14 protein-coding genes are annotated in these 14,489 nt (G+C 70.8%); 11 read left to right on the forward strand and 3 right to left on the reverse strand.

The genetic code is table 11. The features are described from left to right. The first annotated feature begins 35 nt into the window (after positions 1-35). Positions 36-959 (forward strand): N-acetylglucosamine kinase, encoded by a 924-nt coding sequence (locus tag ACVDFE_RS03905; RefSeq protein ID WP_458429597.1) that lies wholly within the window; start codon positions 36-38, stop codon positions 957-959. On the opposite strand, the gene ACVDFE_RS03910 is transcribed toward ACVDFE_RS03905, so the two are convergent. Next, entirely contained in the window at positions 954-1,862 is a 909-nt protein-coding gene (locus tag ACVDFE_RS03910) for a LysR family transcriptional regulator (RefSeq protein WP_360385352.1), read from the reverse strand. The genes ACVDFE_RS03905 and ACVDFE_RS03910 overlap by 6 nt on opposite strands. Before the next feature lie 206 nt (positions 1,863-2,068). On the opposite strand from ACVDFE_RS03910, the gene ACVDFE_RS03915 reads away from it, so the two are divergent. The 3 genes from ACVDFE_RS03915 to ACVDFE_RS03925 are packed head-to-tail and all read left to right on the forward strand — an operon-like array spanning position 2,069 to position 5,314. Then, positions 2,069-2,863 carry a 2-amino-3,7-dideoxy-D-threo-hept-6-ulosonate synthase gene (locus tag ACVDFE_RS03915; RefSeq protein ID WP_360385350.1) on the forward strand — a complete coding sequence of 265 codons (795 nt, stop codon included), beginning with the start codon at positions 2,069-2,071 and terminating at the stop codon, positions 2,861-2,863. Continuing rightward, a complete protein-coding gene (locus tag ACVDFE_RS03920) occupies positions 2,860-3,933 on the forward strand; it encodes a 3-dehydroquinate synthase II family protein (protein WP_458429598.1) in 1,074 nt (357 codons plus the stop codon). Before ACVDFE_RS03915 ends, ACVDFE_RS03920 begins: the two co-directional genes overlap by 4 nt. Before the next feature lies 1 nt (position 3,934). Next, positions 3,935-5,314: a class I adenylate-forming enzyme family protein gene (locus ACVDFE_RS03925; protein ID WP_458429599.1), complete on the forward strand. Its 1,380-nt coding sequence runs from the start codon at positions 3,935-3,937 to the stop codon at positions 5,312-5,314. Here the strand turns inward: ACVDFE_RS03925 and ACVDFE_RS03930 are convergent. Continuing rightward, positions 5,278-5,958: a DUF3159 domain-containing protein gene (locus ACVDFE_RS03930; RefSeq protein WP_360385344.1), complete on the reverse strand. Its 681-nt coding sequence runs from the start codon at positions 5,956-5,958 to the stop codon at positions 5,278-5,280. The genes ACVDFE_RS03925 and ACVDFE_RS03930 overlap by 37 nt on opposite strands. 127 nt (positions 5,959-6,085) lie before the next feature. Between ACVDFE_RS03930 and ACVDFE_RS03935 the strand changes: the two genes are divergently transcribed. From ACVDFE_RS03935 to ACVDFE_RS03960, 6 genes are read left to right on the forward strand one after another with little or no spacing between them, the layout of a single operon-like run. Beyond that, positions 6,086-7,297 carry an ROK family protein gene (locus ACVDFE_RS03935; protein WP_458429600.1) on the forward strand — a complete coding sequence of 404 codons (1,212 nt, stop codon included), beginning with the start codon at positions 6,086-6,088 and terminating at the stop codon, positions 7,295-7,297. Between the two features lie 16 nt (positions 7,298-7,313). After that, positions 7,314-8,639 (forward strand): ABC transporter substrate-binding protein, encoded by a 1,326-nt coding sequence (locus tag ACVDFE_RS03940; protein ID WP_360385340.1) that lies wholly within the window; start codon positions 7,314-7,316, stop codon positions 8,637-8,639. 11 nt (positions 8,640-8,650) lie between these two features. After that, positions 8,651-9,625: a carbohydrate ABC transporter permease gene (locus tag ACVDFE_RS03945; RefSeq protein ID WP_360385338.1), complete on the forward strand. Its 975-nt coding sequence runs from the start codon at positions 8,651-8,653 to the stop codon at positions 9,623-9,625. Continuing rightward, the gene (locus ACVDFE_RS03950; protein ID WP_360385336.1) at positions 9,622-10,515 is read left to right on the forward strand and encodes a carbohydrate ABC transporter permease; all 894 of its coding nucleotides are present in this window, start codon (positions 9,622-9,624) and stop codon (positions 10,513-10,515) included. The genes ACVDFE_RS03945 and ACVDFE_RS03950 overlap by 4 nt, the downstream gene beginning before the upstream one ends. Beyond that, positions 10,512-11,780, forward strand: a complete 1,269-nt coding sequence (locus ACVDFE_RS03955; RefSeq protein ID WP_458429601.1) for a 6-phospho-beta-glucosidase — start codon at positions 10,512-10,514, stop codon at positions 11,778-11,780. The genes ACVDFE_RS03950 and ACVDFE_RS03955 overlap by 4 nt, the downstream gene beginning before the upstream one ends. Positions 11,781-11,785: 5 nt before the next feature. Continuing rightward, positions 11,786-12,802 (forward strand): N-acetylglucosamine kinase, encoded by a 1,017-nt coding sequence (locus tag ACVDFE_RS03960; RefSeq protein WP_360385333.1) that lies wholly within the window; start codon positions 11,786-11,788, stop codon positions 12,800-12,802. A gap of 185 nt (positions 12,803-12,987) precedes the next feature. Here ACVDFE_RS03960 and ACVDFE_RS03965 read toward each other — a convergent pair whose 3' ends face one another. Next, entirely contained in the window at positions 12,988-13,386 is a 399-nt protein-coding gene (locus ACVDFE_RS03965; protein WP_458429602.1) for a hypothetical protein, read from the reverse strand. A gap of 215 nt (positions 13,387-13,601) precedes the next feature. Between ACVDFE_RS03965 and ACVDFE_RS03970 the strand changes: the two genes are divergently transcribed. Then, on the forward strand, positions 13,602-14,366 hold the full coding sequence (locus ACVDFE_RS03970) for an SGNH/GDSL hydrolase family protein (RefSeq protein WP_458429603.1): 765 nt from the start codon (positions 13,602-13,604) through the stop codon (positions 14,364-14,366). The last annotated feature ends 123 nt before the right edge of the window (positions 14,367-14,489 follow it).

The following is a 14,489-nucleotide window of genomic DNA, read 5'->3' on the forward strand; positions in this document are numbered from 1 at the left end:
CCACCGGTGACCTGACCTCGGCATACTCGGTCGTCATGGATCTCGTGGTCGGTCTGGACGCCGGTGGCACGTCCACCAGGGCAGTGGTGCTCGACCTCGGCGGCGCCCGGCTGGGCCAGGGCCTCGCCGGCGGCGCGAACCCGAACTCGCACCCACCCGCCCTCGCCGCGGCCCACATCGGCGAGGCACTGAAGGAGGCCCTCGACGGCCTCGACACCCGCCGCGTCCGCTCCGGTGTCCTGGGCATGGCCGGTGCCTCCCGGATGTCGGACCCGGCGGTGTCGGCCCTGTTCGAGGAGGCCTGGGAACGCGCGGGCCTGCACTGCCCGATGCGCGTGGTCACCGACTGCGAGGCCGCGTTCGCCACGGGCACCTCCTCCGCCGACGGCACCGTGCTGGTCGCCGGCACGGGCTCCATCGCGGGCCGCATCGTGGACCACCGCATGGTCGGCCAGTCCGGTGGCTACGGCTGGCTGCTCGGCGACGACGGCTCCGCGTTCTGGCTGGGCCGCGAGGCCGTCCGCGCCACGGTGCGCCTGCTGGACCTGGACGCGCCGCTGGAGGGGCTGGCCACCGCCGTGCTGACGACGGCGGGGGTGCGCGGGCGCGGTGCGTTGATCACCGCGGTGAACTCCTCGCCACCGATCGCCCTCGCGCGCTTCGCCCCACTGGTGTCGGCCGCCTACCACCACGGGGACCCGGCGGCGCTGTCGATCGTGGCGTCGGCGGCGCGGTTGCTGGCGGACATGGCCTCGGCGGTGCGCACGCCGGAGGACACGTCGCCGATCGTGCTGGTGGGTTCGTTGATCAAGACACCGGTGGGGGTGCACCTGAAGCAGGAGCTGCAGGGGCGGTGCGGTGCAGAGGTGATCATGGCGACGGAAGGGGCCGTGGGGGCGGCCTGGCTGGCGGCGGTGGACGTGCTGGGCCCGGACGCGCCGCGGCCCAGCCGGTCATGAGGCCAGCAGCCTGCCCGAGTGCGGTGTCCGCTCGCGGTAGGCCCGGAGCAGCCCGGCGTGCACGTCGTCCACGTGCTCGGCGGCGTCGTCGTTCCACACCAGCGTGATCCGGCGGTACAGCGGGTTGCCGGTGATCGGTTTGAGCAGCACGCCCGGCGCGTCCTGGCCGGGGAAGAACCCCGCCACGGCACCGGTCGACCGCACCAGGTCGGCGGCCACCGCGGCATCGGCACCGAAGTGCGCGCACCGGGGCGTGAACCCGACGGCCTCGCAGGCCTGTTCGAGGTTGAGCCGGCCGCCGTGGTTCTCGTCCGGCACGACCCACTCCTCCCCTGCCAGCTCGGACAGCCGCACCTCGCTGCGGCCCGACAGCCGGTGGCCCACCGGGACGCCGATCAGCATGCGTTCCGTCACGACACCGCGCAGGCCGATCGCTTCGGGAAACCGCAGTGGGCTGCGCGGGAACTCCACCACCAGGGCCAGGTCCAGCTCGCCCGTGCACACGAGCTCGAGCACGGTGTCGCCGCCGCGTTCGACGTGCGTGGTCTGCGGCAAGCCGGGCAGCACCTCGCGCACGGCCCCGACGAGCAGCCCGGTGGGCGACCCCGCCACGCCACCGAGCCGGATGCCCGAGTCACCCCGCCGCACCAGCCGGTGCGAGGTGACGATCAGGTCGTCGAAGCGTTCGACCAGGTCCTGAGCCCGCAGCACGACGTGGCGGCCCAGTTCGGTCAGCTCGACGCCGTCGGTGCGACGCAGGAACAACGGCCCGCCGAGGCTCGCCTCGATCCTGCGCACCTGGGCTGTCAGTCCGGCCTGCGCGATCTTCAGCTGCGTGGCGGCCCTGGTGATGCTGCCCGCACTCGCCACGGCGAGCACCACGTGCAGATGTCTGAGCTCCATTCGCACTGACGAAGCCTAGGGCAGTGGAGGAGCGACAAACACGGCCACGCGGGTGTCACCAAATGACCTTTCTGCGGCCCGCGCCGACCCTCGGATTGCTCCGTTCGGCCGATAAACCGGGAGTTATCGGAACCTCACACCTACCGCTGCGCGCACCGGCTGCCTCAGGCTGCTGTCGACCACCGGATGACACCAGGGGTGAGGCCATGAGGAAAGCGTTGCGGCTGCGACGCCTTTCCCGTCAGCAAGACGACAGGTACCTCTTCGTACCGCTGGACCACAGCGTCTCGGACGGCCCGGTCGTGCCGAGGGACCGGTGGCACGACCTGATCAGCGCCGTCGTGCAGGGCGGCGCCGACGCGGTCATAGTCCACAAAGGACGCGTGCGCACCATCGACCCGGCCGTGCTCGGCGGTTGCGGGTTGATCGTGCACCTCAGCGCGGGCACCGCGCACATGGCCGACGTCAACGCCAAGGTGCTCGTCGGTGAGGTGGACGAGGCGTTGCGGCTCGGTGCCGACGGGGTGAGCGTGCACGTCAACATCGGCTCCGACACGGAGGCGCGTCAGCTGGCCGACCTGGGCACGGTCGCGGCGGCGTGCGACGCCTGGAACGTCCCGCTGGTCGTGATGATCTACGCCAGAGGACCGCGCATCGGAGATCCGCGCGACCCGGCCCTGCTGGCGCACGTCGTCAACATCGCGACGGACCTGGGCGCGGACATCGTCAAGACCAACCTCGCGCACCCGGCGGAGAACATGGCGGACGTCGTCGCGAACTGCCCGCTCCCCGTGCTCGTCGCGGGCGGCGCCGCCTCCTCGCACAGCCTCGCCGGACACGCGCGCGCCGCGATGGCCGCCGGCTGCGCGGGCCTCGCGGTGGGACGGCGGGTCTTCGCCTCACCGACGCCGATGCAGCTCGTCGCGGAGCTCGCGGCGATCGTGCACACGCCCACCGACACCAGCCTCATCGACGCACTGACAGCCTTGGAGAACCGGTGAAGTTCGCCTGGATCGACCTCAGAACCGTCCCGGAAGCGCAGCGCACCGCGGTGGTCGACGCCGCCGTGCACAGCCGCGTGGCCGGAGTCGTCGCGGACGATCCCGCGCTGCTCGACGACCTCCCTCCCACGATCACGCGGGTGCTGCTGGCGGACGAGCCCGTCGAGAGCCCGCACCTCGTGGTCGTGCCGGTGGACGAGCAGGACGAGCTCGACCGGCTGCCCACGCGGTCGGCGTCCGTCACGGTCGGCGACGACCGCACGCTCAAGCTCGCCTGCGCCGCGGCGGAGCGCCTGGACCACACCGTCGTCACGTTCACCGACCCGACCAAGATCCCCCTGGAGATCGTGATCGCGGCCGCGCACGGCGCCCCCGGCAAGCTGGTCACGGTGGTCTCCGACCTCGTGGAGGCCGCGATCGTCCTCGAATGCCTGGAACACGGCTCCGACGGCGTCCTGATGGCCCCCGCCGACGCCACCGACGTGTTCAAGCTCGCCCGGCTGCTCGAAGCCACGTCCCCGCCGCTGACGCTGACCACGCTCACCGTGGAGGCGTTGACCCACAACGGTCTGGGCGACCGCGTCTGCGTCGACACCGCCTCGCACTTCGCCGAGGACGAGGGCATCCTCGTCGGCTCCTTCTCGTCCGGCTTCGTGCTGTGCTGCAGCGAGACGCACCCGTTGCCGTACATGCCGACGCGGCCGTTCCGCGTCAACGCGGGCGCGCTGCACTCGTACGTCCTCGGGCCGGCGAACCGCACGAACTACCTGTCCGAGCTGCGGTCCGGCAGCAAGGTCCTCGCCGTCAACGCCGACGGCCGCACCCGCGAGCTGACCGTGGGCCGCGCCAAGCTGGAGTCCCGCCCGATGCTCACGATCACCGCGCGCTCACCGGAGGGCGTCGTGGTCGACCTGATGGTCCAGGACGACTGGCACGTCCGCGTCCTCGGCCCCGGTGGCAAGGTGCTGAACGTGACCGAGCTCCGCCCCGGTGACGAGCTCCTCGGCCACGTCGCCACCGAGCAACGGCACGTGGGCCTGCCGATCGGCGAGTTCTGCAAGGAGTCCTGACATGCGTGCGTTCATCACCGACCTGCTGCACCGCCACGGCGACGAGGTGCCGTTCCTCAGCCACCGCAGCACGGTCACGCACGGGTTGTTGCGCGCCGATGTCACCGCTCAGGCCCGTCGTTTCGCCGCTGCGGGAATCGGGGAGGGCAGCGCGGTCGCCGTCCAGGTGCCGCCGAGCTTCAGCCAGCTCGAAGCCGTGCTCGCGTTGTGGAGCACCGGTGCGCAGGTGATCTCGATCGACCACCGCCTGACGCCGACCGAGACCCAGGTCCTGCACTCGTTGACCCGCCCGGAGTTCCTCGTGCACCCGAGCGGTGCGGCCGCCTCCGGCTTCCAGGAGCGGTACGACCTGGTGACCACCCGCGCGGACGGCCTGCCCGCCGCCACCGACCACCCGCTGGTCCAGTTCAGCTCCGGCTCGACGGGCCGGCCGAAGGTGATCGGGCGCAGCACGTCGTCGCTGGCGGACGAGGTCGCGCGGTTCGAGGCCGCCGAGGGCATGGTGCGCCGCGGTGAACGCCTGCTGCTGCTGAACTCCCCCGCTCACAGCTTCGGCATGGTCGGCGGCCTGCTGCACTCGCTGGCGGCGGGCGTGCACCTCGTCTTCGCGGAAAGGCCCACCGCGGCGGCGATCCTCCGGCAGGCGCGGGACTTCGAGGTCGACTTCGTCACCGGCCAGCCGTTCCACTTCGACCTGCTCGCCGCCTCCCCCGATCCTTCCGCGCTGCGCACGGCCCGCGGGGCGTTCGCCGGCGGCGAGCTGATGCCGCAGGACGTCGCCTCCCGCTTCCAGGCCACCTACGGCATCCCGGTCGGCGAGTGCTTCGGCACCACCGAGACCGGCGCGCTGACCATGGCCGTCGGCGGTACGGTCCGCCCGTCCGTCGGCCCGCTGATGCCGGGCGTCACCGCACGGGTCCGCGACGGCCTGGTCGAGGTGGCGCTGCCCGCCACCCCCTACCTGTCCGAGGACGGCCCGTCGCGCTTCTCCGGCGGCTGGTTCCGCACGGGCGACCGGGGCGAGTTCACGCCCGACGGCGAACTGCGCCTGCTCGGCCGCTCCGACTCGCTGGTCGTGGTGCGCGGTTTCAACGTCGACCTGACCGAGGTGGAGAAGGTCCTGTGCGGGCACCCGCAGGTGACCGAGGCCATCGCGCTGGGCCAGCCGGAGATCCGCGCCTACGTGAGCACCCGGAGCACGACGCTCACCGCGCGCGCCCTGTCGGAGTGGTGCGCGGAGAGGCTCGCCGAGTTCAAGCTGCCCCGGCACATCCACGTGATGGACGCGCTCCCGCGCACCCCCACCGGGAAGGTCGTGCGGAGCGCGGAGCCGCTCCACGCGTCCTACCTGCGGGCGCGGTCACTGCCCGACCCCGGCTGAGCACCCGGTTCCGGCACCTGCGGGTGCCGGAACCCCGGATGCCCCGAAGGCAGCGCCTTCCGCAGCACCCACCCCGACACCAGGATGCACACGACCTGCAACGGCCACGACAGCGCCGCGCGCAGCGTGGCGAGCCAGAACACCTGGGCGTCGAGCCACAGCGGCGTGAACACCGCCACGCGCAGCACGTACTGGGCGACCCACGGCCAGGAGGCGATCGAGTAGGCGCGCAAAAGGGCAGGATCGCGCCGCCACCGGGTCTTCTGCCCCAGCAGGGTGCCGACCACCACGCCGAGCAACGGCCAGCGCACCGCTGTCGACCCGGCCCACGCCAGCGCCGACGCGACGTTCGACAGCAGCTGGATCAGGAAGAAGTCCTCGACGCGGCCCGTGTACAGGGCGATCAGGGCCGCGGCCACGACCAGCAGCACGGAGAGCACCACGGCGCGGGGTTTCTCGCCGCGCACGAAGCGGATGACGCCGATGACGACGCCGCACAGCACCGCGGCGACAGCGCCTGCTCCGATCGAGTGGCCCCAGACGAGCCAGCCCGCGACGAACGCCAGTGGGGGCAGGGAGGCGTCGAGGGCGCCGCCTCGGCCTCCGAGCAGTGATGCGAGCGACTCCTGGCGCACGTCGGTCATGTTCCCAGACTGCCTTAGGTCAGCCTAAGTCAGGTAACGGAGCTGTATCGGGGATTGACCGCGGTGAACCAGGTCACTACCGTCTCCACGAAATCGTCTGGAAAGTTAACAGACAGGAGCTGACCCAATGCGTGCCGGAAGCCCACGACTGCTGCGGGAGATCAACGACCGCGCAGCCATCGAGGCTCTGCTGCGCAACGGGTCGCTGACCCGGTCGGAGTTGGAGGGCCTCATCGGTCTCTCCAAGCCGGCGACCGCACAGCTGCTCACCCGGCTCGAAACCGCCGACACCGTCGTCCGCAACGGACTGCGCGGGGGCGGGCGGGGGCCGCGGGCCCAGCTGTGGTCGGTCAACGGGACCCTCGCGCACATCGCCGCCGTCGACCTCACCCCCGAGTCGGTCGACGTCGCCATCGCGGACATCTCCGGTGCCGTGCTCACCGAGCACAAAGCGCCGATGCCCGCCAAGCACGGCGTCGTGGAGGCGTTCGCCGGCGCGGTCGGCACCGCGTGCGCGCAGGCCGGTCTGGGTCCCGAGGAGCTGCTGCACGTCGTGGTGGGCTGTCCGGGTGCGGTGAACCCCGCGACCGGCGAGCTCGCGTACGCACCGCACCTGCCCGGCTGGAACGGCTTCGACGTGCCCGGCCGGCTGCGCGAGCGGCTCGGGACGTCGGTGAGCGTCGAGAACGACGTCAACCTCGTCGCACTGGAGGAGATGGTCGCCGGGCGGGCCACGGAGGTGCGCGACTTCGTCGTCATCTGGCCGGCCGACCTCGTCGGTGCCGCCGTCGTGATCAACGGGGTGCTGCTGCGCGGCGCCTCCGGTGGCGCGGGCGAGATCGACGGGTTGATGATCCCCGACCGCGCGACCGCCGACACCGACACCGACCGCTCCGGCGGCACGTACGGCGAACTGCTCAGCAGTGCTTCGATCTGCAAGCTCGCCAGGGCCCACGGGCTCGCCGCGCGCAACGGTCACGGTGCCGTGCGCAAGGCGCTGGCCGCGGGTCCCGCGGGCCGTGAGTTCCTGGCCGACCTCGCCAGGCGCATCGCCACGGGTGTGGCCGGTGTCGTCGCGGTGCTCGACCCCGAGCTCGTCCTGCTGTCCGGCGACATCGCCCAGGCAGGCGGAACCACGTTGAACGACCTCGTTGCCGCGGAGCTGCGGCAACTGGTGGTGCCCAGGACCCCTGTGCAGCTGGCGCTGGTGACCGGGAAGCCGGTGCGCTCCGGCGCACTGCACTCGGCGCTGGCCGTCGCGCGCGAGCAGGTGTTCGGCCTGCCGGCAGCCACCACCGCACCATTCCGCGGCCCCGTGGTCGCCGGGTCCCCACGTTGATCGAGAAGGAGTGCACATGCGCAAGCACACCCGTGCTGCCTTGCTCTGTGTCGCCGCAGCGCTGACCCTCACCGCATGTGCGGCGGGCAAGGGTGGCGGCGCCGGTTCCGACGCCGCAGCTGCTCCCGGCAAGGACGACAAGCTGACGCTCACGGTCTGGAGCAACTACTCCGACCGCGAGCTCGAAGAAGTCACGAAGGCCCTCAAGACGTTCAACAAGAAGTTCCCGAACATCGAGATCAAGCACGAGGGCTCACAGGACGACGACAAGATCACCGCGGGCATCCGGTCGGGCAACACGCCGGACGTCGCGCTGTCGTTCACCACCGACAACATCGGCCAGTTCTGCTCCTCCGGCGCGTTCCAGCCGCTGAAGGCCTACATCGACCGCGACAAGGTCGACCTGAACCAGCTCTCCCCCGCGGTCCAGGAGTACACCGAGTACAAGGGCAACCGCTGCGCGATGCCCATGCTCACCGACGTGTACGCCATGTACTTCAACAAGGACCTGCTGGCGAACGCCGGCGTCACGAACCCGCCGAAGACGCTCGACGAGCTCTACGACGCGGCCGTCAAGGCGACCAAGAAGGCGCCCAACGGCGACATCGAGGTCGCGGGCTACCTGCCCACCATGGGCTTCTACGCCAACCGCCCGACCATCCTCGCGCCGTCGTTCGGCGCGGAGTGGGAGAAGGACGGCAAGTCCGCGCTCTCGACCTCGCCCGGCTTCACCGAGATGATGACGTTCCAGAAGAAGCTCGTCGACTTCTACGGCTACGACGCCCTCGAGCGGTTCCGCGCAGGCCTGGGCCAGGAGTACTCGGCCGACCACGCGTTCCACCAGGGCAAGATCGCGATCATGATCGACGGTGAGTACCGCACCGCGTTCCTCAAGGCGCAGGCACCGCAGATCAAGTTCGGCACCGCCCCGTTCCCGACGTGGAAGCCCGCCGACTACGGCACGGCGTTCACCACCGGCACGATCATGGGCATCCCCAAGGGCGCCAAGAACCCCGGCGCCGCGTGGGAGCTGATCAAGCACCTGACGTTCGACACCGACACGATCGTCGACCTGTCCAACGCCATCAAGAACGTGCCGAGCACCAAGGCCGCCATGGAGAGCCCGAAGCTCCAGGTGGACGAGCAGTTCAAGACGTTCATCGAGCTCGCCAGGAGCGACAAGCTCAAGGGCAACCCCGTCACCCCCATCGGTGACGCGCACATCAAGGCCGTCACCGACTTCTCGGTCTCCTACCAGTCCGGCAAGGTCGCGGACCTGGCGGCGGGCCTCAAGGAGGTCGACAAGAACATCGACGACCAGATCGCCAAGAGCGGCAAGTAGGGGTCCACGAGATGACCGCCACGCTCGGCGCCCGGCCCGCCCCCGGCAAGGGGCGGGCCCGTGCCCGCCACCGTCTGGCCGTGCTCGGGTTCATGGCCCCGGCCCTCATCGGCTTCGTCCTGTTCTTCGGCTACCCGCTGATCGCCACGGTCGTGTTCTCGTTCACGAAGTACGACCTGATCAACCCGCCGGAGTTCAACGGCCTCGACAACTACGCGTTCATGTTCAAGGACCCCTTGCTGGTCAAGGCGATCACGAACACGCTGTGGTTCGTCGTGGTGCTCACGGTCGCGCGGACCGTGTTCGCGCTGGGCGTGGCGTCGGTCATCGCTCGCTTGAAGTCGGGCGTCGGGTTGATCCGCACGCTCTGCTACCTGCCTTCGCTGGCGCCGCCGGTGGCCGCGACACTCGTGTTCTTCATGGTGCTGCGCCCCAACGGCGGCCCGGTGGACAGCGTCCTCGGCTGGTTCGGCCTGGACTCGCCGCTGTGGTTCTCGGACCCGGCGTGGGCCAAGCCCGGCATCACCGCGATCATGCTGTGGATCTCCGGCGACCTGATGATCATCATCCTGGCCGCGATCCTCGACGTGCCGCAGGAGCAGTACGAGGCCGCCGAGCTCGACGGCGCGGGCCCGGTCCGGCGCTGGTGGCACGTCACGCTGCCGACGATCTCCCCCGTGCTGCTCTTCGGCATCGTGAACTCGGTGATCCTCGCGCTCCAGCTCTTCACGCAGGCGGTCGTCGCGGGGTCGGCCGGCTCGGGCGCGGCGGACGCGACGGGGTCGACCAAGTACCTCGGGTTCCCGGACAACTCCACGCTGACGTTCCCGGTCTACCTGTACACGCAGGGCTTCCGCTACTTCGACATGGGCTACGCGGCCGCGATGGCCACGGTCCTGTTCATCATCTCGTTCGCCGTGACCATCGTGCTGGTCCAGCGGATGCGCAAGAACTCCACGGCTGAGGAAGGGGGTCCGGGAGCATGACCGCCACACTGGCCACACCGCCGGTCGACGTCACCGCGGAACCGGAGCAGCCGCGCCGCAAGCGCGACGTCGGGGGCTTCCTCAACTGGGTCGCGACCCACGCGATCGGTCTCGCGCTCGGCCTGATGTTCGCCACGCCCGTCGTGTTCGTCTTCCTCACCGCGGTGATGTCGGACGACCAGGCGTTCACCTCGAACCTGTGGCCGCGCGAGTGGCACTGGGAGAACTTCGTCGAGGTCTTCGACAAGGCACCGCTGCTGGAGTACCTGGTCAACAGCCTCACGTACTCGCTGCTCGCGACCGCCGGCATGCTGATCTCGTCGATCCCCGCCGCCTACGCGCTGGCGAAGCTGCAGTGGCGCGGCCGGAACGTCGCGTTCATCCTGGTCATCGGCGCGATGATGCTGCCACCGCAGGTCGTGGCCGTGCCGCTGTACGACACGTGGTCGTCGCTGGGCCTGACGGGCACGCTGTGGCCGTTGATCGTGCCGTACTTCCTGTTCGACGCGTTCAGCATCTTCCTGCTGCGCCAGTTCATGCTCACGATCCCGCAGTCCTACGTGGACGCGGCACGGGTGGACGGCTGCTCGGAGTTCCAGGCGCTGGTGCGGATCATCGTGCCGATGGCGAAGCCGGGCATCGCGGCCACCGCGCTGTTCTGCTTCCTCTTCACCTGGAACGACTACTTCGGCCCGCTGCTCTACACGGGCGAGGTGAAGGACCAGTGGACGTTGTCGCTGGCGCTGGCCACGTTCAAGGGCATGCACATCGTGCAGTGGAACTCGTCGATGGCGGTGACGTTCCTGACGATGGTCCCGGCCGTCGTCCTCTTCGTCTTCGCCCAGAAGTCTTTCGTCAAGGGAATCACGTTCACGGGGGTCAAGGGATGAAACTCACCGTCGTCGGTGGCGGGTCCACCTACACACCGGAGCTGATCGACGGCATCGCCGGCCGTCGCACCAGCCTGGCGGTGGACGAGATCGTCCTCGTCGACCCGGACCAGCACCGCCTCGGCCTCGTCGGCCCGTTCAGCCAGCGGCTGCTGGAGCACGCGGGACACCCGGCGAAGGTGCGCACCACCTCGTCGCTCGAAGAAGGCGTCGAGGGCGCGTCGGCTGTCCTCCTGCAACTGCGGGTGGGCGGGCAGACGGCGCGGGCCTCGGACGAGACGTTCCCGCTGACCTGCGGGTGCGTCGGCCAGGAGACCACCGGCGCGGGAGGCCTCGCGAAGGCCCTGCGGACCGTGCCGGTGGTCCTGGACATCGCGGACAGGGTGCGGCGCATCGCCGGGCCCGACACGTGGATCGTGAACTTCACGAACCCGGTCGGGATCGTGACGCGCGCGCTGCTGCAGGAGGGTCACAAGGCGATCGGCCTGTGCAACGTGGCGATCACGTTCCAGCGCTGGACGTCCGCGCTGCTCGGCGTGGACCCGGCCACCGTGGAGCTGGAGCACGTCGGCCTGAACCACCTCACGTGGGAACGCGGCGTCTTCGTCGACGGTGTGGACCGGCTGCCGGAGCTGCTCGCCGACCACGTCGACGGGCTGGCCGAGCACATCGGCATCGACGGTGCGCTGATGCGGCGGCTGAACATGGTGCCGTCGTACTACCTGAACTACTTCTACAACCACGACGCGGTGGTGCAGAAGCAGCTCGACTCGCCGCCGCGTGCGGAGGTCGTTGCCGCGGTGGAGAAGGAGCTGCTCGACATCTACGGCGACCCGTCGGTGGTGACGAAGCCGGAGCAGCTGTCGCAGCGCGGTGGCGCGTACTACTCGGAGGCCGCCGTGCAGCTCGTGCACGCCCTGACCGGTGGCGTGGGTGCCGAGAGGCACGTGGTGAACGTGCAGAACCGCGGCACGCTGCCGTTCCTGCCCGACGACGCCGTGATCGAGGTGTCGTCCACTGTGGACGGCAGTGGTGGCACGCCGTTGCCGGTGCGGCCGGTGGAGCCCTCGATCTCCGGCCTGATCTCGCACGTGACCGCCTACGAGCACCTGGCGCTGGAGGCCGCGGTCCGCGGTGGCCGCGACCGCGTGGCGAACGCACTGCTCGCCCACCCGCTGATCGGCCAGCACGCCATCGCGGACCGGCTGGCCGACGAGCTGATCGCGCAGAACCGCGATCTGCTCCCGTGGGTGAAGGGAGCCTGACGACGATGACGGACCGGGTGCTCGCGATCGACGGCGGCAACAGCAAGACCGCTGTGCTGCTGGTCGACGCGGACGGCAGGGTGCTCGCGCAGGTGCGCGGGCCGGGTGCGCCGCCGCAGACCGTCGGCATGAAACGCGGACTCGACGTGTTCGAAGGTCTGGCACGCGAGGCCGCGGCCCTGGCGGGCCTCGACCCCGACGAACCGATCGCCACGCACACAGCCGCCTACCTGGCGGGCGCGGACCTGCCGCGCGAGGAGGAGGACCTGACCCGCGCGATCACCGAGCGGGGCTGGTCGCAGTCCGTCGTCGTCGGCAACGACACGTTCGCGCTGCTGCGTTCCGGCACGGCCTCCGGTGTCGGTGTCGCGGTCGTGTGCGGTGCCGGCATCAACGCGGTGGGCGTCGCGGCCGACGGCCGCACGCACCGGTTCCCCGCGCTGGGCCAGATCTCCGGTGACTGGGGCGGTGGCGGTCACCTGGGTGAGCAGGCGCTGTGGCTGGCGGTGCGCGCAGAGGACGGTCGCGGTGCCGGCACGGAGCTGCTGCCCGCGCTGCTCGCGCACTACGGCGAGCGGTCGATCGCCGCCGTGGTCGAGAAGCTGCACTTCCAGGAGGTCGAGTTCGACCCGCACGTCCTCTGCCCGATCCTGTTCGAGGTGGCGGGCGGCGGTGACGCCGTGGCGCAGGCCGTGGTGGACCGCCTGGTCGAGGAGATCGTGCTGCTCTCGACGGTGTCGCTGCGCAAGCTCGACCTGCTCGGCGAACCCGTTGACGTCGTGCTCGGCGGCGGCGTGATGACAGGCACCGGTGAGGCGGTGCTCGGGCCGGTGCGGTCGCGGGTGCTGGAGGTGGCGCCGCTCGCGCAGGTGCGGGTCGTGGACCTGCCGCCGGTCGTCGGGGCGGCGTTGCTCGGACTGGACACCATCGGCGCCTCACCGGGTGCGGAGCTGCGGCTGCGGTCGGCGTACGACGACCACCTGCCCGCGGTGGACTCCGCGGTCGCGGTGGGCGGCCACTAGACCCCGTCTCAGGGGGCGGACCGGCGGCGGCGCCCCCTGAGACGGTCCCAAGACCCCTTCCCGAGGGGGAGCTGACAACGGCGGCGGCGCTTCTCCTCGGGAAGGCCCACGGCCCTCGCAGCGGCGTCACGCGCCGATGTCGCCGCGGGGGCCGTCGTCATTCCCGGCTCCGGCCGCGGGAACGGTCAGCGCCGCGACGGAGCCGGTGTCCGCCGCCAGGGCGCGACGGGCGGGGAGGTCAGCGGCGGCAGCACCACCGACGGCAGCACGGTCGGCACGGCCCTGCGCGCGGTGGGGGCCACGGGACGCACCACGGGGTTGGAGTGCGGTGGCGGCGTCACGGGCCGCGCGGGGACACGCCGGGCGGTGATGGGGTGCGCGGGAGCGGGCCGCGTGGTCGCGGCCGGTGAGGGCGTGAACTCCATCGGCGGCCGGGTGCCGCCCTCGGTCGGTGCGGCGGCCTCCGGGGCGGACGGGGGTGTGGCGGTCTCCTGGGCCGGGTTCAGCACCGCTGCGGCGAAGATCGCGGCTGTGATGAGTGCGACACCCAGGGAGACGGACGGAAGCGGCAAAACCGAACGCACCCGGCAGAAGCTAGCGACCGGAAGAGACGAATCCCCCTGAACCGCCTCAAGCTTCGCTCGATCGAGTGGTAAAAGGATCATCACCCACTGCGACGAGTCCCGGGCTGCCGCAACCGACGGTGGCGTAACCGGTGGCCGGTTGTGCATGCTGACCAGTCGCCGCGAACGGGAGCCGCGGGTGAAAGGGGGTTGTTGTGCTGCGCTGGAACAGTCTGGTGTCCCTGGGGGACAGTTTCACCGAGGGGATGGACGATCCCGGTCCAGGGGACACCTATCTCGGGTGGGCGGACCGGTTGGCGGGGATGATCGCCCGTCGGGCACCGGAGTTCCGGTACGCCAACCTCGCGATCAGGGGCAAGATGCTGCAGGAGATCGTGGACGAGCAGGTGCCGCTCGCGATCTCGCTCAAGCCGGACCTGGTGACGTTCTGCGGGGGCGGCAACGACATCCTCGTGCCGAACAGCGACCCGGACGCGCTGGCCGAGGTGTACGAGGTGGCCGTCGCCGACCTGCGGGCCGCCGGGAGCGACGTCGTCATCTTCACCGGGTTCGACACGCGGTCGACCCCGCTGCTGCGCAGCATCCGGGGCAAGATCGCGATCTACAACACGCACCTGTGGTCGATCGCCGAGCGGTACCACTGCCGGATGGTGGACCTGTGGGCGATGCACGTGCTGCACGACCGTCGCGCGTGGAGCGCGGACCGGCTGCACCTGTCACCGGAGGGGCACCAGCGGGTGGCGCTCAAGGCGTACGAGGTGCTGGGGCTCGCGGACGACCACGCGTGGAACGTGCCGTGGCCGGTGCTGGAGCAGGCGGACTGGGTGACCCAGCGCAAGGCCGACCTGAAGTGGGCGCGGGAGCACGTCGTGCCGTGGATCGGGCGGCAGCTGCGCGGGGAGTCCATGGGGGACGGTCTGGCGCCGAAGCGGCCGGAGCTGCTGCCGCTGGTCCGCTGTTCCGAGGAGAACCTGCAGTGACGTCGAGGGCCGACCGGCACTCTCCCCCGAATGCCGGTCGGCCCTCTTCGGTGCAGGCGCCGCCCCCTCGGTGATTCCCCCACTCGGCGGCCTGCACGTCCAACATCCCATTTTTTGGGACCA

The organism is Lentzea chajnantorensis, from assembly GCF_054300775.1.

What these genes read in the sequence shown, in the direction of transcription:
- ACVDFE_RS03905 (WP_458429597.1), top strand. Translation starts at nt 36, where the DNA reads ATGGATCTCGTGGTCGGTCTGGACGCCGGTGGCACGTCCACCAGGGCA.
- ACVDFE_RS03910 (WP_360385352.1), bottom strand. Translation starts at nt 1,862, where the DNA reads ATGGAGCTCAGACATCTGCACGTGGTGCTCGCCGTGGCGAGTGCGGGC.
- ACVDFE_RS03915 (WP_360385350.1), top strand. Translation starts at nt 2,069, where the DNA reads ATGAGGAAAGCGTTGCGGCTGCGACGCCTTTCCCGTCAGCAAGACGAC.
- ACVDFE_RS03925 (WP_458429599.1), top strand. Translation starts at nt 3,935, where the DNA reads ATGCGTGCGTTCATCACCGACCTGCTGCACCGCCACGGCGACGAGGTG.
- ACVDFE_RS03930 (WP_360385344.1), bottom strand. Translation starts at nt 5,958, where the DNA reads ATGACCGACGTGCGCCAGGAGTCGCTCGCATCACTGCTCGGAGGCCGA.
- ACVDFE_RS03935 (WP_458429600.1), top strand. Translation starts at nt 6,086, where the DNA reads ATGCGTGCCGGAAGCCCACGACTGCTGCGGGAGATCAACGACCGCGCA.
- ACVDFE_RS03940 (WP_360385340.1), top strand. Translation starts at nt 7,314, where the DNA reads ATGCGCAAGCACACCCGTGCTGCCTTGCTCTGTGTCGCCGCAGCGCTG.
- ACVDFE_RS03945 (WP_360385338.1), top strand. Translation starts at nt 8,651, where the DNA reads ATGACCGCCACGCTCGGCGCCCGGCCCGCCCCCGGCAAGGGGCGGGCC.
- ACVDFE_RS03950 (WP_360385336.1), top strand. Translation starts at nt 9,622, where the DNA reads ATGACCGCCACACTGGCCACACCGCCGGTCGACGTCACCGCGGAACCG.
- ACVDFE_RS03955 (WP_458429601.1), top strand. Translation starts at nt 10,512, where the DNA reads ATGAAACTCACCGTCGTCGGTGGCGGGTCCACCTACACACCGGAGCTG.
- ACVDFE_RS03960 (WP_360385333.1), top strand. Translation starts at nt 11,786, where the DNA reads ATGACGGACCGGGTGCTCGCGATCGACGGCGGCAACAGCAAGACCGCT.